The 22,344-nt window shown below is 50.6% G+C and carries 21 protein-coding genes; 16 read left to right on the forward strand and 5 right to left on the reverse strand.

From position 1 onward, the window contains the following. Window positions 1-18: 18 nt before the first annotated feature. Window positions 19-1,404, reverse strand: a complete 1,386-nt coding sequence (locus INT19_RS08650) for an aminotransferase-like domain-containing protein (RefSeq protein WP_193060459.1) — start codon at window positions 1,402-1,404, stop codon at window positions 19-21. 174 nt (window positions 1,405-1,578) lie between these two features. Between INT19_RS08650 and INT19_RS08655 the strand changes: the two genes are divergently transcribed. From INT19_RS08655 to INT19_RS08675, 5 genes are all read left to right on the forward strand, one after another. Beyond that, entirely contained in the window at window positions 1,579-1,812 is a 234-nt protein-coding gene (locus tag INT19_RS08655; protein ID WP_089038592.1) for a hypothetical protein, read from the forward strand. 2 nt (window positions 1,813-1,814) lie between these two features. Then, window positions 1,815-3,167, forward strand: coding sequence for a tripartite tricarboxylate transporter permease (locus INT19_RS08660; protein WP_089038591.1), 1,353 nt, complete (start codon window positions 1,815-1,817; stop codon window positions 3,165-3,167). A gap of 100 nt (window positions 3,168-3,267) precedes the next feature. Next, the gene (locus INT19_RS08665; protein ID WP_193060460.1) at window positions 3,268-4,527 is read left to right on the forward strand and encodes a hydroxymethylglutaryl-CoA reductase, degradative; all 1,260 of its coding nucleotides are present in this window, start codon (window positions 3,268-3,270) and stop codon (window positions 4,525-4,527) included. A 9-nt stretch (window positions 4,528-4,536) separates the two neighbouring features. Beyond that, window positions 4,537-5,442: a hydroxymethylglutaryl-CoA lyase gene (locus INT19_RS08670; RefSeq protein WP_089038589.1), complete on the forward strand. Its 906-nt coding sequence runs from the start codon at window positions 4,537-4,539 to the stop codon at window positions 5,440-5,442. Between the two features lie 155 nt (window positions 5,443-5,597). Further along, complete coding sequence (locus INT19_RS08675) at window positions 5,598-5,837, forward strand: DUF333 domain-containing protein (RefSeq protein ID WP_089038588.1); 240 nt, start codon at window positions 5,598-5,600, stop codon at window positions 5,835-5,837. A gap of 507 nt (window positions 5,838-6,344) precedes the next feature. On the opposite strand, the gene INT19_RS08680 is transcribed toward INT19_RS08675, so the two are convergent. After that, window positions 6,345-7,298 (reverse strand): GlxA family transcriptional regulator, encoded by a 954-nt coding sequence (locus INT19_RS08680; protein WP_193060461.1) that lies wholly within the window; start codon window positions 7,296-7,298, stop codon window positions 6,345-6,347. A 146-nt stretch (window positions 7,299-7,444) separates the two neighbouring features. Here INT19_RS08680 and INT19_RS08685 point away from each other — a divergent pair, with 146 nt between their 5' ends. Beyond that, on the forward strand, window positions 7,445-8,323 hold the full coding sequence (locus INT19_RS08685; protein ID WP_193060462.1) for an MBL fold metallo-hydrolase: 879 nt from the start codon (window positions 7,445-7,447) through the stop codon (window positions 8,321-8,323). A gap of 129 nt (window positions 8,324-8,452) precedes the next feature. Further along, on the forward strand, window positions 8,453-8,998 hold the full coding sequence (locus INT19_RS08690) for a cysteine hydrolase family protein (protein WP_193060463.1): 546 nt from the start codon (window positions 8,453-8,455) through the stop codon (window positions 8,996-8,998). Between the two features lie 284 nt (window positions 8,999-9,282). On the opposite strand, the gene INT19_RS08695 is transcribed toward INT19_RS08690, so the two are convergent. Continuing rightward, the gene (locus INT19_RS08695) at window positions 9,283-10,668 is read right to left on the reverse strand and encodes an FAD-binding oxidoreductase (RefSeq protein WP_193060464.1); all 1,386 of its coding nucleotides are present in this window, start codon (window positions 10,666-10,668) and stop codon (window positions 9,283-9,285) included. Window positions 10,669-11,087: 419 nt separating this feature from the next. On the opposite strand from INT19_RS08695, the gene INT19_RS08700 reads away from it, so the two are divergent. After that, window positions 11,088-11,621, forward strand: a complete 534-nt coding sequence (locus tag INT19_RS08700; protein WP_193060465.1) for a GNAT family N-acetyltransferase — start codon at window positions 11,088-11,090, stop codon at window positions 11,619-11,621. A 75-nt stretch (window positions 11,622-11,696) separates the two neighbouring features. On the opposite strand, the gene lhgO is transcribed toward INT19_RS08700, so the two are convergent. Continuing rightward, window positions 11,697-12,911 carry an L-2-hydroxyglutarate oxidase gene (gene lhgO, locus INT19_RS08705; RefSeq protein WP_193060466.1) on the reverse strand — a complete coding sequence of 405 codons (1,215 nt, stop codon included), beginning with the start codon at window positions 12,909-12,911 and terminating at the stop codon, window positions 11,697-11,699. A 64-nt stretch (window positions 12,912-12,975) separates the two neighbouring features. Further along, window positions 12,976-13,938: a glutarate dioxygenase GlaH gene (glaH, locus tag INT19_RS08710; RefSeq protein ID WP_193060467.1), complete on the reverse strand. Its 963-nt coding sequence runs from the start codon at window positions 13,936-13,938 to the stop codon at window positions 12,976-12,978. A gap of 252 nt (window positions 13,939-14,190) precedes the next feature. Here glaH and INT19_RS08715 point away from each other — a divergent pair, with 252 nt between their 5' ends. The 8 genes from INT19_RS08715 (at window position 14,191) to INT19_RS19855 (ending at window position 22,334) form a co-directional block, all read left to right on the forward strand. Beyond that, the gene (locus INT19_RS08715) at window positions 14,191-14,817 is read left to right on the forward strand and encodes a LysE family translocator (protein ID WP_193060468.1); all 627 of its coding nucleotides are present in this window, start codon (window positions 14,191-14,193) and stop codon (window positions 14,815-14,817) included. 485 nt (window positions 14,818-15,302) lie between these two features. After that, on the forward strand, window positions 15,303-16,049 hold the full coding sequence (locus INT19_RS08720; RefSeq protein WP_193060469.1) for a toll/interleukin-1 receptor domain-containing protein: 747 nt from the start codon (window positions 15,303-15,305) through the stop codon (window positions 16,047-16,049). A gap of 130 nt (window positions 16,050-16,179) precedes the next feature. Next, window positions 16,180-17,064 carry an SMODS domain-containing nucleotidyltransferase gene (locus tag INT19_RS08725; RefSeq protein WP_193060470.1) on the forward strand — a complete coding sequence of 295 codons (885 nt, stop codon included), beginning with the start codon at window positions 16,180-16,182 and terminating at the stop codon, window positions 17,062-17,064. After that, window positions 17,057-17,833 carry a hypothetical protein gene (locus INT19_RS08730; RefSeq protein WP_193060471.1) on the forward strand — a complete coding sequence of 259 codons (777 nt, stop codon included), beginning with the start codon at window positions 17,057-17,059 and terminating at the stop codon, window positions 17,831-17,833. The genes INT19_RS08725 and INT19_RS08730 overlap by 8 nt, the downstream gene beginning before the upstream one ends. Before the next feature lie 610 nt (window positions 17,834-18,443). Beyond that, the gene (locus INT19_RS08740) at window positions 18,444-18,998 is read left to right on the forward strand and encodes a hypothetical protein (RefSeq protein ID WP_193060472.1); all 555 of its coding nucleotides are present in this window, start codon (window positions 18,444-18,446) and stop codon (window positions 18,996-18,998) included. 223 nt (window positions 18,999-19,221) lie between these two features. After that, window positions 19,222-20,166, forward strand: a complete 945-nt coding sequence (locus tag INT19_RS08745) for an IS5 family transposase (RefSeq protein ID WP_193060473.1) — start codon at window positions 19,222-19,224, stop codon at window positions 20,164-20,166. 256 nt (window positions 20,167-20,422) lie between these two features. Next, on the forward strand, window positions 20,423-21,508 hold the full coding sequence (locus INT19_RS08750; RefSeq protein ID WP_193060474.1) for a protein kinase domain-containing protein: 1,086 nt from the start codon (window positions 20,423-20,425) through the stop codon (window positions 21,506-21,508). A 544-nt stretch (window positions 21,509-22,052) separates the two neighbouring features. After that, the gene (locus INT19_RS19855; protein ID WP_226924544.1) at window positions 22,053-22,334 is read left to right on the forward strand and encodes a GNAT family N-acetyltransferase; all 282 of its coding nucleotides are present in this window, start codon (window positions 22,053-22,055) and stop codon (window positions 22,332-22,334) included. Window positions 22,335-22,344 lie beyond the last annotated feature (10 nt).

The raw sequence follows: 22,344 nt of genomic DNA on the forward strand, positions 1-22,344 counted from the left end.
TGACGTGAAGTAGGTCAACTACGTCGTAGGATGAACGCTTACCCCCAAAAAACGCTCAAGAAACCCCAAAAACCGATGATCATTGGCATAGGCAATATGCATACGCATAGACGATGCATCCGGCCCATTAGGGCGTAGTGAAAAGATACTGCCAGGCGCGATGAAAATACCTTCGTCCGAGGCTATTTTGGCAAGTTGCATCGCGTCGATATTATTCGGCAGGCGCGCCCATAAGTAATAACCTTCACCAGGCCCCTCTATATTCTCAAGTCCCACTTCTTTCAATGCGGTAATGGTACTGGCACTGGCCTTGGTAATACGTTCGCGAAGCTGTACCAGGTGACGGCGGTAACGCCCGTGGGTAATCATTTCGTGAATCAGGCGCTCGCTGAAGGTGGAGCTGTTAACGACAGTCACCATTTTGATATCGGTAAGTGCATTAACCAGCCCAGGGTTGGCCGCCAAGTAACCCGAGCGAATGCCGGTGGAAAGCGTCTTGGAAAACGTACCGACGTAAATCACGCGACTCAGGTCATCCAGTGCTGCCAAGTGAGCGCTTCCTCGGTGGAGTAGGTCAGCGAAGGCGTCGTCTTCTACTAGTATCAGGTTGTAGCGCTCTGCAAGTGTCAGTAGCCGATACAGCTGGTTAAGTGAAAGGGTAGAGCCCGTCGGGTTATGGGCATTGGGCTGTAGAAAGAAAACGTTGGGGCGATATTGAATAATCTTGCGCTCCAGGTCATCTAGATCGAGCCCGTCATGGCTGCGCGAAACTCCAATCAGCTTGGCCTTGGCCAGGCGCAGCTTGCCAAACAGCGGGTAATAGCCGGGCGTTTCCACCAGGACGCGGTCGCCCGGGGCGATTAGGTGGCGAATAATCAGATCGAAGGCGTGATTGGCGCCGAAGGTCAGCAGTACCTGTTCATGGGAGGCGTGGATGGAGCGTCCAGCCAACACCCTGGCAATCGTTTCACGCAGTGGGAGATACCCTTGAGGGGCTCCATACTCGATATCATCATTGCCGATAGACGTTAATCGCTTGGCTTGCCGCGCAAGCGCCGCGCCGCCCATCCAGCTGGCGGGCGCTCGGCCGTCGCCTACCCGTACCTGAAAGTTACCTACCAACTGCTCCCTCAGAAGCGAGACGCTATCGACGGCTTCCTTTAGCTCGTAGGTCTTTTCCCGCGCTTCAAGCGCGGGTGGCTGCGTAACAAAAAAGCCTGCCCCTTGGCGGGCGCGCAACCTGCCCAGCGCAATTAACTGATCATAAGCATCCACAATGGTGTTTTTTGACACTCCATGCTGCCGGGCGGCTTCGCGTATAGAAGCGAGCCTAGCCCCTGGGGCAAGGCGGCCTTCGTTGATAGCCTTGAGAATGGTGTCGGCCACGTGCCTGGATTTCGACATGATCCGTATCTTCCGCAAAACGGGTTAAGCCCGGTGAAATCAGTGTACCTGTCTTTTGATGGGTACAGTACTTCGTACAATCTCTCCAACTGTACCTATCAGTACTCAGCAAGTTTACCCATCATGTGCTCCATTAAAAAAGACACATCCATAATAAATTCAAGGAGACACGCTATGTCTGAAAAGAAGAATCGGTTTCTCAATGTGTGGGATGACTCGGTGAGTGGGAGAGATCTTCTGCTGTCACTGTGTATTTCGACGCCGTTAACACTAGGCGGCTATCTGCTTGCTCCAGCGCAGCCTCCGCTTCCTCTTATTCTTGGGTTGAGCGGCGCTATTCTGGGCTTCTTCATCAATGCGCTGCTGTTTCGCCCTAAGCGGCAGCTGCAAACCGGTGAGGATAAGTAGTCATGGATCCCGTCTTATTACTTCAAATGTTGGCGGCTGCGATCATTGCCGTCATCGTTTATACCGCGATTGGTGTTGCACCGGGTACCGATGAAACCGCCGTACTGGCTCCGGTAACGCTGGCGCTGGTGGTCGCGGGCATACCGCTTCCCGTGGTGCTGGCTTTCTTTATGGCGGCCATTGTTGCCAAGAAGCTGACCGACTCCATTCCCGTTTCGGTAGCCGGTATACCGGGAGGGGTGATGTCGGCACCTATGGTTGAGCACGCACTGATCTTGAAGCGTGAAGGTCATGCCACCCTGGCGATTCGTAAAATGGCGTCCGGTTCGGTCATCGGTACGCTGGTGGCGATCCCCATTAGTCTGTTTCTGGCTTTTCTATTGACACCCCTAGCCGATGTGCTTGGCCAGTATGCCAGCCAGATCTTCTTTGGTGGGGCCGTATTTCTTGCCCTGATGAGCAAGGAGAAAGTCATCAGCCTGATCAGTATTGTGCTACTGGCAGCATTGATTCAGGGCTTGCGGCACCTGTATTGGGGGATGGGCGTCATTCCGGAAGGGCAGACTGTATTCATCTCGTTCTTCTTGGGCATCACCATTGGCCCGATGATGTTTAATCTGGCACAGCTCACGGTCAACAGTGAGCGCCATAAAATGGCGGAGTCTGAGCCTAAGCAGATCCAGATCTACGGTAACGATGAGAAAGGGCAGCTACCCAATCCGTTTCGCATTCTGACGCGTCAGGAAACCGCCTCGGCCGCAGCTAGCTCTGTCCTGGGTTCGGTCACATTCTTCATGAGCCCGGTCGGCATCACGATCTTTCTGGGCGAAGTAATGTCGAGCTGGGTGAAAGGTACGGTCAATAAGGCTAGTCGCGCGCTATCTTCAATGGATGCCGTCACCAACGCCTCTTACATCGCGGGCATCTTGATTCCCTTAGCGGCACTAGGCATACCGATGAGCCCGATGGCTATTGGCCCGGGCAACGCCTTCTTCAACGCACCGCCGGTACTGACGCTCGAGCAGAATGCTCACCACTTGATGAGTTTTTCTGAAATTACCATCGCCAGCATTTTGGGTGCCGGTGTCGCTTTGCTGATTACCTACCCGATTGCGGTTCGGTACGCGCGGCGTATCTGCATCTTTGTGTTCAAGCACATTCCTCACGAAGCGTTCCTGGCGATGTTCTTCTCGCTGGTCATGCTGCTTGCCTATATGGATGCCGGAGTAATGGGCATTTTGGGCGTGATGGTGCTGGCACTGATGGCAGGTCTACTCAACCGTTGGGGCGTCAACTATGGCGTGCAGTTCATGACGCTTTATGCCGCACCGTGGCTTTTAGGGCTAATCGCTTAATCCGTTTGGATCCATGCCTGACGCATATGCTGACTCTTGGTAAATCGTACACGTCAGGCACATTTACTTATTCAACCTCAATTGATCAGAGGCATTATTCATGGCACACAGCACATCCCGCATTCCTGGTTTTTATCAGCTTACTCCCAGCGAGCGGCTTGAGAAAGTCATCGAAATAGCTGAGCTCGGCAGCGAGGTTCGCACGCATTTCTCTGATACGGGCAATATCTCGTCGGCCACTGCCGATGCCATGATCGAAAACGTCATTGGTACGCTGAACCTGCCAATCGGCGTTGCCACCAATTTGATTATTGATGATGAGGAACAGCTGGTACCCATGGCGACCGAAGAGTCTTCCGTGGTCGCCGCCGTGTGTAATGCGGCCAGGCAGTGTCGCGCATTGGGCGGGTTTCATACCGATACGTCAGAACCCATCATGATTGCGCAGGTACAGTTGCTGGATGTGCCTAACCCCGAGTTTGCACGCCTTCGGCTGCTTTCCGAATTCGAACAGGTAAAAAGCATTTGTGATGCAACCGACCCAGTACTGCTCCAGCACGGTGGGGGTTTCCGTGACCTGGAAGTGCGCGTTCTCAACAACATGCTGATCGTTCATCTGCTGGTGGATGTGCGTGACGCCATGGGTGCCAATGCTGTCAACTCGATGGCGGAAGCTGTCGCGCCTTCTCTAGCGGAGTGGAGCCGTGGTCGCAGCTGTCTGCGTATTCTGTCCAACCTCGCTGATCGACGCATTGCTCGCGCACGTGCTACCTGGAAACTAGAAGATCTTGGCGGGGAGTCGGTACGTGACGGTATGCTCAACGCGTATCGCTTCGCAGACCAGGACCCTTACCGGGCAGCTACCCACAACAAAGGCATCATGAATGGAGTTAGCGCTGTCGTGCTGTCAACGGGCAACGATACCCGCGCGGTAGAAGCGGGTGCGCATGCCTACGCCGCTCGCACGGGGCGTTACCGTTCCTTGACACATTGGGAAGCCGATAGCGAAGGGAACCTGACCGGCACCTTAGAAATGCCTATGCCGGTAGGCTTGGTAGGCGGCGCTACTCGATCGCACCCTAGTGCTCGGCACTGTCTTGATATTCTGGGCGTTAAAACAGCGGATCGCTTGGCTCGTATTATTGTCGCGGTGGGTTTGGCGCAGAATTTTGCCGCCATTAAGGCGCTGGCGACCACCGGCATTCAGAAGGGCCATATGGCACTGCATGCTAAAAATATTGCGGTAATGGCCGGGGCCGAGAACGATGAAGTTGATCGTATCGCAGCGCTGCTTGTGGATGGCGGCAAGGTGCGTGTGGATATCGCCCAGCAACTGCTTGAACAGCTGCGTAACGACTAAGGAGACAACATGGCCTTGCCATCCTCTGTGCGCCTGGTCGAGGTCGGTCCGCGCGACGGTTTGCAAAACGAACAGGCGTTTGTGCCTACTCACCTGAAGCTTGCGTTTATCAAGCGCCTGGTGGAGGCGGGCTGTGCAAATATCGAGGCGGCGAGCTTTGTGTCGCCTCGCTGGGTGCCGCAAATGGCAGACCATCGGGAAATAATACAGGGCGTTGAGCGACGCCCTGGCGTTGTCTATTCAGCCTTGACACCTAACCTGAAAGGCCTTGAGGCAGCGATTGAGTGCGATGTTGACGAAGTCGCCGTATTTGGCGCAGCAAGTGAAGCCTTTTCTCACAAGAACATAAACTGCTCTATCGCCGAGTCGCTCGAGCGTTTTGAGCAGGTGGTAGAGCATGCGCGCCAGGCCGGGCTACGTGTACGGGGATATATTTCCTGCGTGCTTGGCTGCCCTTATGAGGGGGAGATCGCGCCTTTACAGGTGGCGCGAGTTGCCAAGGCGCTATACCAGATGGGCTGCTATGAGGTATCACTGGGCGATACGATCGGCACCGGAACGCCATCAAAAGCCAAACATATGTTGGCGGCTGTTGCCGCTCAGGTGCCAATAAATAACCTGGCCGCCCACTGTCATGATACCTACGGCCAAGCACTTGCGAATCTCTATGCGATGCTGGAAGAGGGCCTAAGCGTTATTGATAGTTCCGTCGCCGGTTTGGGGGGCTGCCCCTATGCCAAAGGAGCTTCTGGCAATGTGGCCAGCGAAGATGTGGTGTATATGCTTGAGGGTTTGGGAATCGAGTCAGGCATTGATTTAAACGCGCTGGCAAGAACGGGGGATTGGATCACAAAAGTGATCAACGTACCCAATCGGTCACGCGCTGGCAGCGCCTTGATGGTGGCAGGGGGATAGCGTATTCAACCTGACTTTCGACATATTAGAAGCAGGTCATCATTTCTGGCTGCCATGCCAAGAAAGTCCGAACGTTGACTATAATGAATGAATATCAGCGGGTTTTGCGCTGCTAATAATCACTGTTCAACGTAACAATGCAAAGGGAGAAGCACATGGCTCGTTATGGCCTGTTGGTTTTGATAGGGATGGCACTGGCGGGATGTTCGACCCTAGGTACTACTGATGGTGCTAACCAGGCGCAGCAGGTTGCCGTCAATTACTGTGAGCAGGAAGGCGGCGAGGTGCGATCGCGCCAGGAAGCGGGCAAGACTCGTCAGTATTGCCACCTGTTGGAAGGACGGGTGGTAGAAGTCAATCTGCTTTATCAGACGGAAGGTTTGCGCGTTCACTAAGCGAGGTGCGGCGTATGCGTTGTCGTACCGGCGCTTGCCTAGTGTTTTAATATTCTTGATTCAGTGCGTTGACAACAGTTGTGTTGGAGACGATGGACAGCAACGGTAGCTGGAGGAGGCACTTGCGCGTGAACTCGAAGCGGCTGGCCACAGTATAGATTGGAACACGGTTATGCGCGTTTGATACGCTACCGGCTACGATTGAAGGGCCGCTGCAACGGCCTCGAAATGCACTTTGTCAGGTTCCTTTCTGACAACCTTTAAATCGCGTGTACCGGGACTGGTTTTGCGCTGCCACTACAAACCAGCCCGTAACGCGGGCGTTATAAATCGCCACATCAGTGATACCTAAAAGACCGCTTCTGGCCGTTAACAACGGCTTGGCCTAAACCGTCGTTTGACGAATCTATGTGATAGCGCTGAAAATGCGACGAGACTTGAAGGTAGCTCCTATCAGTCCACCCAAAAATCTATGAGCGTGGTTAAGGGAATTCTGGCCCGAAAAACTCAGGTGTTGCCGCCAAAAGTTTTACGCCAGTCGCGTGGGCTGACTTGATGATGCTGCCTAAAGTGTTGACGGAAAGACGTTGCCGTATGAAAGCCAACTCGTTCCGCAATCGCTTCCACCGACAGGGAGGTGGTTTCCAGTAACTCGCGCCCGCGTCGTAACCGCTCGTTGACAAGCCACTCCACCACCGTCATTCCGGTCGCTTTTTGAAAGTGACGCGTGAAGGTGCGTCTGCTCATGGAGGTTCTAGCAGCTAGCTCATCGATGCGATGCGAACCGACTAGGTTTTCTCTCAAATAGTCCAATAAGCGATTGATATGGGCGTCTTGAGTGGAGATGGCAACGGGTTGCTCAATAAACTGCGCCTGTCCACCTTCGCGGTGTGGGGGAACCACCATGATGCGGGCAATCTTGTTGGCGATCTTCGCGCCGTAATATTCGCGCACCAAGAACAAGCAGCAATCCAGGCCTGCCGCCGTGCCTGCGGACGTCACTAGACGATCCTCCTCTACATAAAGCGCATTGGTGTCCAACTTGACCTTGGGGAAGCGGTCACTGAAATCCTGCTCGGCGACCCAGTGAGTTGACGCCCGCCTGCCGTCGAGCAGTCCAGCGTACGCCAGCGCATAAGTGCCGTAACAAAGACCCACCACATGAGCGCCCCGTTCATGGCAGCGGATGAGCGCCTCGGCCAGCTCAGGCGGTGGCGGTTCATCCAGGTCATGCCAGCCAGGTACCACGGCTATATCCACGTTGTCCAAGAGAGATAAGCCGCCATTGGGCTTTATTGTCATCACCTCATCGCTCTCTAGCGAATCTTCCCAAGCTGCGACGATGGTCAGGTCGAAGAGTGAGCGATCGGGGAAAGCCATGCCGAACACCGTGTAGGGCACCGAGAAATGAAAAGGCGTGATACGGGGATGGAGAATTAAACCTACACGGGGTAAGGACATGGGTAACTCCTAAGCTGTTCTCAACTTAACCGTACCATGGTGGCCCAAAATTTTCGAACACTGACTTCCAGGCCAATTTTTTTGTCAGCCGCCTCTCTCTACACTGCTTGCTATCAATCCAGCAACGTATTGAAGGAAGTCGTTAGATGCCTATCAAAACCTTATCCAGTTCTCTTGTCCTCGCCACAGGACTCATTGCCGGTAACGCCTTTGCGGATTCAAACGCTCAGGGGACAACGCAGCAGGTGCAGCAGATTCGCAATGCAACGGTGAAAATTACCTATGGGGATACCACCTTTTTGGTAGACCCGATGCTGGCCGAGCAGGGTGTTTATCCTGGCTTCGAAAATACCTATCGTAGCGAGTTGCGTAACCCGCTGGTGGGGCTGCCCATGCCCGTTGAGGAGATAACCGACGGCGTCGACGCCATCATCGTTACTCACACACACCTCGACCACTGGGACGATGCTGCCCAGGAACTGCTGCCGAAGGACATGCCCCTGTTTGCACAGAATGCTGCCGATGCCGAGCTTATTCGCTCTCAAGGTTTCAGCGATGTGCGTATTTTGGACGGAGAAGTGGAATTTGGTGGAGTGACACTGCATAAAACGGGCGGTCAGCATGGCTCTGATACGCTCTACGCTGTGCCTGAATTGGCGGAAACCCTTGGTGATGTGATGGGTGTGGTCTTCGAAGCCCCTGAGCAAAAAACCACGTACCTGGTGGGCGACACCATCTGGCGTGACGAGGTTGAGCAGGCTTTGGTGCGTTATAACCCCGAGGTGATTGTCGTGAATGCCGGTGCCGCAGAGATCACTGGCTTCACAGGTGACCCAATCATCATGGGTAAGCAAGATACGCTACGTATGCATCAGGCAGCTCCTAATGCGGCGATCATCGCGGTGCATATGGACGCCGTGAACCATATGACGTTAAGCCGTGACGAGCTGTCCGGTTACGTGCAAGAAGTTGGGATCCAGGACCACGTGTCTATCCCCGCTGATGGCGAAGTCATCTCCTTTTAATGCCATGGGTCGCCTTTGATGGCGGCCTGTGTCTTTTTATCAACGTCTTAACGCTGGCACGTTGGCTTGCTGCCTTCATTCCCCAAGCACCAACACACTGGCAACCACTACTGAAAAAGGAATAACCCCATGAGTAAGCGCGCAATCATTGTCGTCGATATCCAGAACGAATATTTCCCCGGCGGCAAGCTGTTGCTGCAGGGGATTGAGGAGGCAGCGGCGAATGCCGCCAAGGTCATTGAGCATGCGCGGTCGGCAAAAGATCTCGTCGTCTATTTTCAGCATGAATCTGCGGATCCAGAGATCCCTTTCTTTACCCCCGGTACGCCAGAGGTCGCCATTCATTCCATGGTTGCGCCACTGGAGCAGGAAACAGTAGTCGTTAAGAATTTTCCGAACTCGTTTCGTGAGACCGGTTTGAAAGAGTTGTTGGATCAGAAAAATATTGAGGAGGTCGTCATTATCGGTGCCATGAGCCATATGTGCATCGATGCAACCAGTCGTGCAGCTTCGGACTTCGGCTATAAGACAACGATTATCCACGATGCCTGCGCTACGCTGGATCTTGAATTTGATGGAGTGACGGTACCGGCGTCACAGGTTCACGCAACGATAATGTCAGCCTTAGCATTCGCTTATGGCACGGTAATCTCTACGGAGCAGTATGTCGGGTAACGCAATCGATCTGTGCGATTTGACTTTCTCGCTGCCGCCTTCAAAGCACCACAGGTGGAAGGCGGCACTGAGAAGTCAGTATTAGAGGATTACTGATCGGAGTGAGTTAAAACCGGATTTAGCTTAAAGGGCGCTTCTGGTCGAAACGAAAAATATACTAATAAATAAAGTTCGATAGTTTATAGATGTAGTTATTAGACCAGAGCGCCCTGGAAAGGGCGCTTGCTGATACGAGCTTTTGCTCAGAAAGGATCAAGAGCAGGGCTTCATCACTCAAACGACATTCAGGCCGGGGGGATATTCTGATTGATACGGAAAAGGTTTGTTGGGTCGAACTTCTTCTTGAGCGCCACCAGCCGCTCGTAGTTGGCACCATAGGCAAAGGCAGTACGGTCGGTTTCATCCGCGGTCAGAAAGTTAACGTAGGCGCCTCCACTGGCAAAAGGCTGTGACCGGGTGAAGAATTCTCGTGCCCAGTTAATGCAGCGTTCGTCCTCGGCGGCCGTCTCCCAACGGGCATGCACGTTCATCACATAGTTAGCATCACGGTTCGAGTAGGCCATCGCTTCGGGTGGTACTCGGCCTGTTTGACCGCCTATCGTGGCAATGAAAATCTCGCACTGTGAAGACGGTAAGACCTCAGCGTATTCGATGATCGCATCGATAGACCCTTCTCCGAGCGTCGAGAAATTATGAGACTTCCAGTAGTTTCGTGCCCCTGGCGTTAATAGTGGGTCGAACGTTTGCTGCCAGTCAATATACGGTTGCACCCCAATATGCTCGCCGTATGCGGTACCAAATTTTCTAAGCGGCTCAATGTATTTCTCGCCTTCTACGGGATCGCCTGCATAGCAAATGGCAAGAGCGACTATCTCTTTTCCATGGACAGCCTCGGGCAGAAAGGGTAAGGGAGGCGCTTTGCGCGTCACCATCCACACGTTGAGTTCGTCTGGCATCGTTTCCGTGAAGCGAGCGAACTGTGTGATGACCGATTTTGCTTCGTTGAAGGGATAGACGATAAGGCCGGAGAGCACATTCGGACCTACTGGATGCAACTGATATTTGAAACGGGTCACGATGCCGAAGTTACTCCCTCCACCGCGAATCCCCCAAAAAAGGTCGGCGTTTTCCGATTCACTGGCGTGCAACTGTCGACCATCGGCTGTAATTACGTCCACGCCGAGTAGATTGTCGATGGTCATACCGTATTTTCGACTGAGCCAACCGAATCCCCCTCCTAAGGTCAGACCGGCTATACCTGTGGTGGAGTTGATGCCCAATGGGGTAGCAAGACCATATGCTTGGGCAGAGACATCGAAGTCCGCGAGTGTGCAGCCTGGCTCGACATACGCAAGGTGGAGTGCTGGATCTATGTCAACTTTCTTCATTAGCGAGAGATCAATCATCACGCCGTTGTCGCAGACAGAACTGCCCGCAATATTGTGGCCACCACCGCGTACGGAGAAAGGCAGATCGTGTCGGCGTACGAAGTTAAGAGACTGGGCAACATCGTCAGATGAAGTGCAGCAAGCAATCATGGAGGGCCTGCGATCAATCATGGCATTCCATATCTCACGCGCTTCTTGGTATTGAATATCTTCTGGAAGAATCACGCTTCCCGAGAAATTGGCCTTAAATTTCTCTATTACGGTTTGCGAAGGCTGGCTCATGACGAACACCTTGAGGTATGCCCGGGGTAGGGACGCATACAAGAGGCCGCCGGGCGGGTAGTTGAGGAGGACGACCAAGCTGGCGACTATCCCCAATCTTCACAGCGGCCCTTTGATTGGTATTTCGTCAGTGGGTATACACAGTATAGGAGGTCTATCAATGGTTGCTGCTGTTTCTTCGGTTGTTCCATTAATCATCATCGTCTGATCACGGTTGGCTAGGAAGAAGTGGTGGTGGAGTTCCTTTGACTGTGGATTCTCATTCTGGAAAGCCATTAACTGCAGTTACTCTATGCGAAGATGCAATCCCTTTGAGCGCTGCGTTTTAACGCAGTCTCGGCCGGAGACTGGCCAAAGCGGCTTGTAGCAAGCTTATAATGTCTGATGGAGTGCCCTGAACCATCCAAGACCAACACACCATGCAGCAAATCCCCTATATGAAAAACTTCAACATCAAAGTACTTAACCCTGAAGACTGGGCGCTGTACAAGTCCGTCAGGCTGGAATCGCTCAAGGATTCCCCTGACTCGTTTGGAGCCACTTACGAGCAGGAATCTGCATTGTCGGATTCTGATTGGCGGGCGCGCTTAGATCTTAACGCGCGGGGGCTTGTGGCTTTTCCGTTAGTGGCAGAGCAGGGTGGCCGGGCGGTGGGGCTTGCTTGGGGGGTGATACATGCGCCAGAGGTGGAAACCGCTCACATCTACCAAATGTGGGTTTCGCCTGCGGCAAGAGGGAAAGGCATCGCCAAGGCGCTTCTGGGTAAAATTGAAACCTGGGCGATAGATAAAGAGTGTGAGTGTCTCGCGCTTGACGTTACAACCAGTAATGAGGCGGCAGTTTGCTTGTATCGGTCGTCTGGGTTTATGGCGACGGGGCAGCCGACGCCGCTTAGGAGTGATTCATTTCTTATGATGCAGCCTATGGAGATGGCGTTACGTAGTGTTGGCTAAGTAACCGCTTAATAATATTTCGGACGCAAACTATGCGCCCGAAATAGGCTTGATACTAAGCAGCTTGGTGGGCTCTTAGCTCACTACGGCGGCGCTATCGCCAACCTGCTGCTTAACTTTCTCTACGATATACGCCCCAATGGGAATGGCAGACGTCGCCGCAGGCGAGGGTGCGTTACACACGTTGACAGTACGCGGCGTGTTGACGAACAGGAAGTCATCGACCAGCTTGCCATCGTTGGACACCGCTTGGGCGCGCACGCCAGCCGGGTAAGGCTCAAGATCAGCCAGCGTTAAGCTTGGGCAGTACTTACGCACTTGCTGTAGGTAGCCTTTTTTATAGATTGAGTTCTTAAACTCGGAAAGCCCTGGACGCAAGTTGTCTTTCAGCACTTGGCGGATGCCGCGGTGGCGCAGCATGGCGAGCGTGTCGGAAAACGAGATGTCGGTCTTTCGATAGCCTTCACGTTTCCAGGCCAGCACCGCATTGGGGCCGACCGTTACGCTGCCGTCAATCATGCGTGTCAGGTGAACGCCAAGAAACGGCATCGAAGGGTCAGGAATCGGGTAGATTAGGTGATTAACGATTTGATTGTGCTGCGCGGGAAGGCGGAAGTACTCGCCGCGGAACGGGCAGATGGTGAAGTCTGGCTCGATACCCAGCATGCGTACCACGCGGTCTGCCATCAGGCCAGAGCAGGACACCATATAGCGGGTAGAGAAATCACCCTGGCTGGTGGATACCACTACCTCATTGGTTCGCTCATTTAAGCCTGTCACTGAAGTGTTGTAGCGGATCTCACCGCCAGCGGCTTCGAATTCGCGGCCCATGGCGGCAGCCACTTCAGCATAATTGACGATACCGCTGGAGGGGACAAAGATACCGCCGACGCCCGTGATGTTAGGCTCACGTTCGTGCAGTTCTTCCGCCGTCAACCAATACCGCTCCAGGCCATTAGCCTCCGTGCGTTCCCACAGTGCTTTCATACGCTGGAGTTCGAGGTCATTCGTGGCGACCAGCAGCTTGCCGCATTCGTCGTAGGCAATGCTATGTTCGTCACAAAACGCCTTGGTGGCGAGGTTTCCCTCTAAACAAAAACGCGCCTTTAAGCTGCCGGGCGTGTAATAAACCCCTGCATGAATCACGCCACTGTTGTGGCCTGTTTGATGGCGGGCAGGGCCATCCTCTTTCTCAACCAGCAGCATCTTCTTGTCAGGATAGGCGCGGATCAGCTGCATGGCAGTCGACAGCCCAAGAATGCCGCCCCCGATAATAATGTAGTCGTACATAGGCGTCTCGGTAGCCAAGGGAAAATGGCCACCGTCATGGCGGTGGCCAGCTTATTCTAAATGATTATACCTGACGCGGCTGACGTAGTGTTTTGGCATGGGTGAAATAGCCACGCTGACGCATCAACTCACGACGCAGGTCAGGGTGCGGGGTGAAGCGATCGCGACCATGCAGCCAGAAGTGATTGTTAATCAGCAGGAAGCTGCCAGTGGCGACCGGAACCGATAGCTGATGTTGGCTACCTTCCAGCGAATCAGAAAGATTGGCTAGCCAGTTGCCTTCTTCAAAGTTCTTCGGCTGAACGAACTGGTCAATGTAGGCCATGATCGGACGACCCTCAGTGTCCACATCGAACACGGGGTGGTAGATATCGCGATCAACATTCTTGCTGGGTGGCGCGGTCCAGCGCATGTCACGACGCGCCAGTGGGTGAGAGTAGAAACTGTCTAACCCTTCCCAGTCATCGAGGTGCAACAGTAACGAGTTGCCGCCTTGCATGTTCTGTTCGTCAACTTTCATCATCAGCACGTAGTCGGTGTCCTGCTCCACGAACGTGCCGTCGTTATGCAGCTCCATCACGCGGTGCGGCTGACGTAGGTAGCTGTCTGAGTTATCGACGTTCTTCACCACAAAACGCGCATAGTACTGGCCGCTCATGGCGTCGTAATTAGAGCGTCCCATCAGGTGAGACACTGCCGTGGCGAATATCACCATGTCGTCAGCCTGCTCAACCTGATCCAGCCCCTCTGGCGTCACCAGAAACGCTCCCGTATCCCGATCCACCATGGTATCGATCAACACCGGCTGCAAGGTGTTCTTACACAGATCATCAAGAATCTTAGCCACTCGAAAACGCAGGAAAGACTTATATTCCAGTGCCTGAACCGGCCATTCCGACACGGCGTCAAGAAACGCTTTCACTGTTTCCTTAGGGAAGCTCAGTTGCAGTAAGCGGTCCGACTGCGGTGAGCGGCCAAGGGTGAAACCATGATGCTGCTGTGCGGGGATAGTGGCTGGAGCGTTCATTGGACGCCTCTCTTTAGCAAAAGGGTGAAAAAGAACCGACTGAATAAATAACCTACGCTTAAAAAATATCTACATTTTTATATTTCGTCAACGTTTTATATTTATTTAGTTAAAAGGGCGGTTCGAGCTCGACCACCAGGGGAGCTCACATCGTCAAAACAGTGGGGATCTCAGAGGGCGTTGCTAATGGGGTACTCCAGCCTACCGAGGCTTATGCTAACTTAGTCATTACTACGTCTAAGGTGCTGTCCTATGTCTATCGAAATTTGGTTTGCCTTTGCGCTTGCATCCGTGGCCTTGCTCGCTATTCCTGGGCCGACGATTTTGACGGTTGTCAGCTACACCATCGCCCAAGGCCGACGCGCTAATATTCCGCTTGTCGCTGCGGTGGCATTAGGCGATTCCACGGCGCTGATTTTTTCGCTACTTGGCTTGGGAGCTGTGTTGGCCGCTTCGGCGTTTTGGTTCACCGTTATCAAATGGATCGGCGGTTTATACCTGCTCTATATGGGTATTAAGCTGTTGCGTGCCGGGATATCGTCGGTTCAGCCGGTAACACCTGCGGTATCAGGGTCGCGCTGGAAGCTGTTCACCAATACCTATTTGGTAACGGCACTGAACCCCAAGGGCATCATCTTCTTCGTCGCCTTTTTGCCGCAATTTGTTAGCCCTGGCGCTAATGCGGGGCAGCAGTTGTGGATTTTGGCAGTCACGTTCGTGGCGTTAGCGACACTCAATGCCACGCTTTACGCGGTGTTTGCCTCATCCGTGCGCAAAATGCTTGCCTCACGCCGCGCCCAGCGCCGTTTCAATATTGTGGGCGGAACGTTACTTTCTTCGGCGGGTATTTGGGCACTGCTGGCCAAACGACCTGCATAATAAGCGGCCTGCGAAATAGGCGGTTGGTGATTTTAGACTGTCAGGAAGCCGACGAATTAACCATGATCAGGAAGGCCGGTATTCACAATAAGTGGCGGCATCACGCGCCTGTCCATAGTGAAACCAGAGCTAGACGACTAATTTCTAATGACGGCAGCAATCATTATCTGCTAGCTTTTAGGCTAATTATATTTTGATAGCTGCAGGTTGTTGAATAAACGTAAGCGGAGTCGGTTATTGCGGTCAGAAACCTTGCTAGAAGTACGTTTTCGACCCCAAGCGGACATTCCAGGAAGTTCAGCAGGAGCGCGAATTTTGGCTATATTGCCAAATTTAAATTAATAGCTATAAGAATCATGGGCTTGGGATAATCTGGCAAGCTGCATTTGCCGGAAAAAAGTGCCAGCACGTTTATCCAATCGTAGGATGGGCAGTGTAATACCTGTTAGCCAGACACTATAGACCTCTGCAAGGGAGCTTTTACTATGGCAAAACTCAACCCGAATGAGCTAAAGCGAAAAATACGAGAGGCGCAGCGTAAAGCTCAGCAGCAGGTTAAGCGTGATGTTGATAGAGTCAATCGCGCCAATAAGAAAGTCATCGATGACTACAACCGAAAGGTTGATGCACATAATCGTAAAGTAGTTTCCGATCACAATAGGAGCGTGCGGCAACACAATCAAAAAGCAGACGCTCATAACCGTAAGGTTATAGCTGACTTAAATAGGCAATTACGGACCGCTTCAAGCCCCGTTAGATACTCCGAGACAGAGCGCCAACTTGCAGATAAAGTACATGAAGCAGTTGCCTCACTAGACCCTCGCGAATATGACTCTTTCCTCAGCTATGCTCGAATTGACGGGGCTGAAGTTGCCTCACAGCTTCGAGATGAGCTTGAAAGTTTGGGCGTGGCCGTATGGTTTGATGAGGTCGCAATTATTCCAGGTCGCAGCCAATCACTACAAATGGATGCGGGACTGAGGAAGGCGCGTTCAGGGGTTACAGTCCTTACCCCTGCATATTTGACAGGTAGGTTTTGGACTGAAAGGGAGCTTGGCGCACTGTTAAATAAGAGTACGCTTATTCCTGTTTTGCACAATGTAACCTTCGATGATGTTAAGCAGTACAGTGGGATACTGCCCGACTTGGCAGGTTTTACTACCCAGCACGACTCAGTTGAAGATATCGCCAAAAAAATTGCTGCAGCGGTACTTGTTGAAGACGATGGCTGAGCTGCTATGAGGGGAAAATGGCTAACAAGGCCAGTCACGGCGGCGGCTACTACATTGCGGCTTCGCCTTCATTACGTAGCCGCGCATGCTGGCTGGCGTTAGAATTTGAGGTATACCAAGGAGAACATTAGTGCCTTTACGTAGTGTAAATAGGGGATTTAGGGACTTCCATAGTGCATTGACACCAAGGTCCTATGAATCAGGCAAAGCCTCATCTCACAAGTCGTCGATTACTAGTAGATTGCAGGTATATTATGATTTAAAAAGCCTTTTTTATTCAGGATCTGCAAATAATGGAACTAGTATATCAGGGCATAGCGACGCCGACTTTTTTGCCTCTATTCCACGCAATAAGCTCAAAAAAAATTCTTCAGTCTCGTTGCGGGAAGTCAAAGAGTGTCTACAAGATCGCTTCCCAAATACTAGAGTGTACGTAGATTCTCCGGCCGTAGTTTTAGATTTTGGGGCTGGCTCCTGGGATACCGCTGAGGTAATCCCAGCGGATTATTTATACCGAAGTAGTGAAGAAAAAAACGTATATGATATACCAGATGGAAACGGTGGTTGGATAGAATCAAGCCCTAGCACTCATAACTCTTATGTTGCCCTGCAAAATAACAGGCTTAATAAGAGGCTAAAGCCCCTAATAAGGTTCGTCAAAGCATGGAAATACTATAATAACGTCCCTATATCCTCTTTTTACCTAGAGCTTCGAATTACTAAACTTATGGAAGCTGAGTCATCTATACTCTATGAGATTGATGTTAATTCGGTGCTAAAAAAACTATATGACTGCAATCTAGCTCCAATAAGGGATCCAAAAGGCATATCCGGATTAATATACCCTTGTAAGAGTTCCGCAAATAAGGAAACGGCTTTATCCAAACTGAGAACTGCTAAAGCTCGTTCTCAAAAAGCCCGGGATGCTGAGATGTCTGGAAATATTAGTGAAGCATTTGACTGGTGGGACAAGGTGTTTTTTGGGAAATTTCCGAGCTATTATTACTATGACTGAACTAGATCAAAGAGTTGACGAAGTAGATAAGTATTATAAGCCGGTAAAGAATCTTGATTATTTGTCAAATATTCTTTTCTACATTGGTGCCATGCTGTCTATTTCAATTCCTTTCTTGACGAAAGAGCAGGTGCTTCTTTCGTCCACAGTTCCTGTAGTATTCATTGTTTCCGTATTATTGTATGCGTTTGTCGTCAGTGCAAACTCATACTACTTTATTCCCTTTGCTGAGCGGCAAAGGAGAAGGCAGCTTCTATCCAATTCTCTAGCAGTCCCTTTAAGTTTTGAGGAGACTAATAAATACTACAATAACAAATTGGATCCAAATGTATTGAAACTGGGTGCTAACTTGATGGAGAATTCCTTTTTCGGAAAGCATATTTGTGAACGAATGCTCGTTAAAGAAAGGATTAAAGTTTTCCTCTATGCTGCAATTTGGCTTTTTGTCGCCATTTATAGAGGTAGTGACTTAGGTCTGGTGTTGGCAGCATCCCAACTACTTTTTGCTAGTGAGATAGTATTCAGGTGGATAAAGCTAGAGATTCTTAGGGTAAGAAATGAGCGAGTATTTGACTCGTTATATTCACTCTACCTTGGCCATTCCCAAACCCATAGTCCTACGATTGAGGCGGGAGTACTGGATGCTTTTGCCGAATACGAGGCTGCAAAAGCTAGTGCCGCAGTGAAGCTATCGACTAAAGTATTCAGAAATATGAACGAAGAGCTAACTCAAAAATGGGAACGAGTTAGATCCAAATTGCAAATGTAGTAATTCGTACAAAACGCGCCACTCGGACGCACTAAAGTGCGCCAGTGCGCTTTGGCGTTATGCCCTCGATCGGCCACGTCATTTTATCAAATTAATATAGAAAATATATGGATTCAATATGCACGCACCATGAGCTATATCGCGTACCCGTAAATTGACGAGGTCACATGCTATCGATGGCTAAGTTGAAGAGTGCAAGGTCTCTCGTCTTTTTGGCCAGCTATAGGCGCACACGTATGGCCCAAATATCACGAAGGCGCAGAGGCGCCTTCTGCCCAACCAACTTGCCTTTATTCCAAGGTGTAAATGAGATTTCGGTCGGAACGTTCATGGCATGATTCTCCATTAGGTAGAGATCAAAGAATGGCTCAATTTACGCTCGTCATGTGCTAAGGTTAATTTACAGTCAGGGTTCGACCCTGAGCGGACATTTTGGAAATGCAGTAGGAGCGCGAATTTTGGCTATACGTCCTAATTGAAATTAATAGCCAAAAGGGTTATAGGTTTGGGAGAATCTGGCAGTCTGCATTTACTGGGAAAAGTGCCAGCGTGTTCATTCATCTGTAAAGTGCGCTGGCTAATACGCTGTTATGACTTTCGAGGAAGCTAAGTGGAAATTTTAGGAGTTATTCTTTCGAGCGCGATTGTTGCGACTGTGCTTTCGTCTCTAGTGACGATTTATACTTCCCGTTTAGGGTACAAAGACAAATACTTTGAAAAGCTCATTGATAAGCGTTTACTTGCACATGAAGAGCTTTATGCTGTGGTGAATTCGTTAAAAACTGCGATTCAAGATACGAATTCCGAAGACAGGCGAACATACCACCAAGTTTTCTCTATGGACTATGAAAATTTTAGTCGATTCACCGCACATTCATCTAATCAGAATAACTCGTTTTGGATATCTGATGAGACAAGAAAAGCGGCTATCGATCTCAATAGAGAGTTTTTTCGTTGTCATTTATTATTTCAGAAAACCGGAGACTTAGTTGAGGTGGGACGGCAGGAGTACAAAGAAATTGCAAAAATTCGCGATCAACTTGAAAAATGCCTATTGGCAGAGCTACCCAACCTACACAAAATTGATGTGTTTCTTAGTAATAAAACGATAGAGACACAGGTTGCTGAAGTTGATCTTAAGAAGAGGCCTTCAGATGCGGAGTAATAACAATCCCAGCCAGAGCGACAGACAACACGCCGCATCGCTTTGTGTTTTCTGCGCCTGCTGGTGGCGTTGAAGCTGTAGAAAAAGGTCGTAAGCATTTATCGACCAGGAATTGTTCATTAATTGAGCTAAAAATAGCCTCTAATCTTAAGGAAGCTCTGAAAAAGTCACTGCCATCAGCGATAATATGGCTATCGTCAACTGCATAGGATTCAGTGCTGCCATGGATCAAATCACCTTCTCCGAAGCCGAGTACCAGAACAAGAAGCGAAAGACCCGCCGCGAACTCTTTCTGGAGCGGATGGATAAGCTGATCCCCTGGACGCAGCTGGAGAAGAAGGTAGCCCGTTATTACCCCAAGGGCGAGAGCGGGCGGCCTCCGTATCCGTTGTCTGCCATGCTCCGCGTCCATTGCATGCAGTTGTTTTACAACCTGAGCGATCCGGCCATGGAAGACGCCCTCTACGAGATCGAGTCCATGCGCCACTTTGCCGGTTTGAAACTGGACCGATTGCCGGACGAAACCACGATTCTCAAATTTCGCCATTTTCTGGAACGCCACGGCCTTGGCAAGGTGTTATTCCAGGAGGTGAACAAGTACCTGGCGAAAAATGGCCTGATGCTGCGCGAAGGAAGCATCGTCGATGCCACGATCATCTCTGCGCCTAGTTCCACGAAAAACAGTAAAGGCGAGCGCGATCCGGAGATGCATCAGACTAAAAAAGGTGACTCTTGGCACTTTGGTATGAAAATGCACATAGGTGTCGACGATAAGCTTGGTTTAATTCACAGCATCGAGACCACGGCCGCCAATGTCCATGACATTGTGCCTGCCGATAAGCTCCTCCACGGAGAAGAGCAACGCGTGTTCGGTGATGCCGGTTACCTGGGTATTCAAAAACGAGACGAGCACAAGCACCGCAACGATGTCTCTTGGTATATTGCCAAACGGCCTGGCACCCGCAAGAAGCTAGATGCCAGGCGACAGAAAGTCGAAAACATCAAAGCCAGTATCCGTGCCAAGGTGGAGCACCCCTTTCGGTACATCAAACAAGTTTTTGGTTATGGCAAGGCTCGCTATCGTGGACTGGCCAAAAACACTCAGCGCCTGCATTTGCTGGCGGCGTTCAGCAACCTGCTGATCAGTGAGAAATACGTATGGGAATAGGGCGATTGCGCCCGTTTTCCGCTCAATGAGCGGAAAGCGGGCAAAAATACACAAAAAACGGGAGAAGTGTGTCTGAATTTTCGATTCTTTATCAGCTCACGTGAGCGTTGACGAATATCGGTGGTTATTCAGACCTTCCTTAAAATCTGAAGCGCTTTTCACCGAGAACTCTTCTAGGTTTTACATATGAGCATCATCGAAAAATTGGTCGAGGGTTTTTCTACAGCCTCGTTAAATGCACAGGAAACTGAGCTATATGGAACAAATAGATTTTCATGCTCTTGATGAGCATCAGAAAAAATTAATGTTAGAGATTGCTTTAGGTAACAAAGGGAAGTGTGTTTCAGTTTCTGAGGGGATGTGCGGAGAAATTTATGTTTTTGATCAGGGGGGGAATGTTTCACCTCGATACGTATGTGCGAAAATACCTAAACCCCTCACCAACATATCTGTAGAGGAAACGAACAACAGATTTGTCAATGAACTCAAGAATCAGCTCTCATATAATCAACAAAGGTTTGTTCATTGGGCGTTTGATTTCTCAGAAGTTCTTGGAACCCCTCTGGCATTGTTTCGTTATTGGGGAAGTGATCTTGAGAAAGTTATACGAAAACCTGAACTTTCCAGTAAGGTCGAGAAACTTTCTATATTGGTTTATGTATGCAGTGGCTTGAGCCACTGCTATAAGCGTGGTCTAGTCGCACATCAAGATTTGAAGCCAGCTAATATTTTTTTGAAAAACGTCAAAAGCGATTTTTGTGATTTACCAGATCTCGATATTTATAGCTTGGCTCTAATAGCTGATTTCGGTCTGGCAAATGCTTCTTTAGACTCTTCCGTCTTCGGTGGTTCTCGGCCTTATATGGCTCCAGAGCAGTGGGATGAATTCGAGCTATCACCTAAAACGGATGTATTTGCACTGGGGGTTATTCTCTATGAGCTTATGAGTGGAGGGTTTCATCCGGTTGGCATAAAACTCAGTGATTATTGGCCTATGCCGTTGAAAAACAATAGTAAGAAGTGGACTAAAGCGGATGCTTGGAGGAAATGGGCAAAGAGCGCGAGTATAAATTTTGAAAGTGACCCACCGATAGAACCTGAGATTCAATCTCTTGTGCATGAAATGCTCTCAGTGGACGCCGCCGATAGGCCAACTATTGACGACGTTAAGACTTCGTTGCTTGATATTATTAAGAGTGAATCGCCAGAAAGCAGTGCTCAGCTAGAGTGCCTTGTCAATTACTTTGAACGTAACGCATCGACAGAAACTTTAAAAGACAGATGGCCGTATTTGTGGAAAAGGTGGCAGCAGTTTCAGTTAAAGTTCGAGAAGAGCATTTAACAAGGCCAGCCACAGCAACAGCTTTTCTGTTGCCACTACAAAGCTGCGCATGCCGGCGGCGTTAAAGCGCTATATCAATGGCTCCTAGAAGACCGCTCTTGGCCGATTTTAGACCTTCGATCAATCTGGTGAAGTTCATGATGTGCGTTAAGCTGAACACGTTACGTTTCTAAGCTAGGTGGGCATGACGTTTTATCATCTTCTGAGGCTGACCAGTCGGCTCTCGTTTTCAAGCTGTTTAGATTGCCAGGGGACAAGTGGGGTCGAATCATTACGCGAGTTGCTAACTGAGTTAGAGCAATTTGGCCAGCAAAACGATGCTGCCATTGCTGATCGTCCGCGTCGTATGTTGAATATCACTCGTGGTACGGGGGAGTTTCTTTCAGTACGGATTCAATTCATTGGGGCTTCGGCGAATTGAAACAGAGATCGTCTCTGACTCGGCAATGTATGGGCGACTGGTAAGTGACCATCCAGCATCTCATAACCAGGCAATGCACGCGACAAGCGAGTGATTGCGGCGCTATAAGGCATCACCTGACGTATGATTAGAACGGAAAGATTGATACTTCGGCAATGGGATGACGAAGACCTCTATCCCTTTTCACAGATGTGTAGGGATAAGGACGTGATGGAGTTCTTCCCGAAGCCTCTGACGGAGGAAGAAAGCTACAGTATGGGGAGAAGAATCAAGTCCATCATTGCTGAGCGTGGGTGGGGGCTCTGGGCTGTAGAGGTCCCGGTCAAAGTAAGTTTCGCTCAGGATATTCTGAAATCCAATATTGAAAAGTACGTAAGCGCCGTTAAACCGACCCACTTGCCCTAACCGTATTGAG

Source organism: Halomonas sp. 3A7M (genome assembly GCF_014897875.1).
Taxonomy (GTDB): domain Bacteria; phylum Pseudomonadota; class Gammaproteobacteria; order Pseudomonadales; family Halomonadaceae; genus Vreelandella.

What these genes read in the sequence shown, in the direction of transcription:
- INT19_RS08660 (WP_089038591.1), top strand. Translation starts at nt 1,815, where the DNA reads ATGGATCCCGTCTTATTACTTCAAATGTTGGCGGCTGCGATCATTGCC.
- INT19_RS08690 (WP_193060463.1), top strand. Translation starts at nt 8,453, where the DNA reads ATGAGTAAGCGCGCAATCATTGTCGTCGATATCCAGAACGAATATTTC.
- glaH (WP_193060467.1), bottom strand. Translation starts at nt 13,938, where the DNA reads ATGAACGCTCCAGCCACTATCCCCGCACAGCAGCATCATGGTTTCACC.
- INT19_RS19855 (WP_226924544.1), top strand. Translation starts at nt 22,053, where the DNA reads ATGATTAGAACGGAAAGATTGATACTTCGGCAATGGGATGACGAAGAC.
- INT19_RS08695 (WP_193060464.1), bottom strand. Translation starts at nt 10,668, where the DNA reads ATGAGCCAGCCTTCGCAAACCGTAATAGAGAAATTTAAGGCCAATTTC.
- INT19_RS08665 (WP_193060460.1), top strand. Translation starts at nt 3,268, where the DNA reads ATGGCACACAGCACATCCCGCATTCCTGGTTTTTATCAGCTTACTCCC.
- INT19_RS08700 (WP_193060465.1), top strand. Translation starts at nt 11,088, where the DNA reads ATGCAGCAAATCCCCTATATGAAAAACTTCAACATCAAAGTACTTAAC.
- INT19_RS08670 (WP_089038589.1), top strand. Translation starts at nt 4,537, where the DNA reads ATGGCCTTGCCATCCTCTGTGCGCCTGGTCGAGGTCGGTCCGCGCGAC.
- INT19_RS08720 (WP_193060469.1), top strand. Translation starts at nt 15,303, where the DNA reads ATGGCAAAACTCAACCCGAATGAGCTAAAGCGAAAAATACGAGAGGCG.
- INT19_RS08650 (WP_193060459.1), bottom strand. Translation starts at nt 1,404, where the DNA reads ATGTCGAAATCCAGGCACGTGGCCGACACCATTCTCAAGGCTATCAAC.
- lhgO (WP_193060466.1), bottom strand. Translation starts at nt 12,911, where the DNA reads ATGTACGACTACATTATTATCGGGGGCGGCATTCTTGGGCTGTCGACT.
- INT19_RS08750 (WP_193060474.1), top strand. Translation starts at nt 20,423, where the DNA reads ATGGAACAAATAGATTTTCATGCTCTTGATGAGCATCAGAAAAAATTA.
- INT19_RS08745 (WP_193060473.1), top strand. Translation starts at nt 19,222, where the DNA reads ATGGATCAAATCACCTTCTCCGAAGCCGAGTACCAGAACAAGAAGCGA.
- INT19_RS08675 (WP_089038588.1), top strand. Translation starts at nt 5,598, where the DNA reads ATGGCTCGTTATGGCCTGTTGGTTTTGATAGGGATGGCACTGGCGGGA.
- INT19_RS08655 (WP_089038592.1), top strand. Translation starts at nt 1,579, where the DNA reads ATGTCTGAAAAGAAGAATCGGTTTCTCAATGTGTGGGATGACTCGGTG.
- INT19_RS08680 (WP_193060461.1), bottom strand. Translation starts at nt 7,298, where the DNA reads ATGTCCTTACCCCGTGTAGGTTTAATTCTCCATCCCCGTATCACGCCT.
- INT19_RS08715 (WP_193060468.1), top strand. Translation starts at nt 14,191, where the DNA reads ATGTCTATCGAAATTTGGTTTGCCTTTGCGCTTGCATCCGTGGCCTTG.
- INT19_RS08685 (WP_193060462.1), top strand. Translation starts at nt 7,445, where the DNA reads ATGCCTATCAAAACCTTATCCAGTTCTCTTGTCCTCGCCACAGGACTC.
- INT19_RS08730 (WP_193060471.1), top strand. Translation starts at nt 17,057, where the DNA reads ATGACTGAACTAGATCAAAGAGTTGACGAAGTAGATAAGTATTATAAG.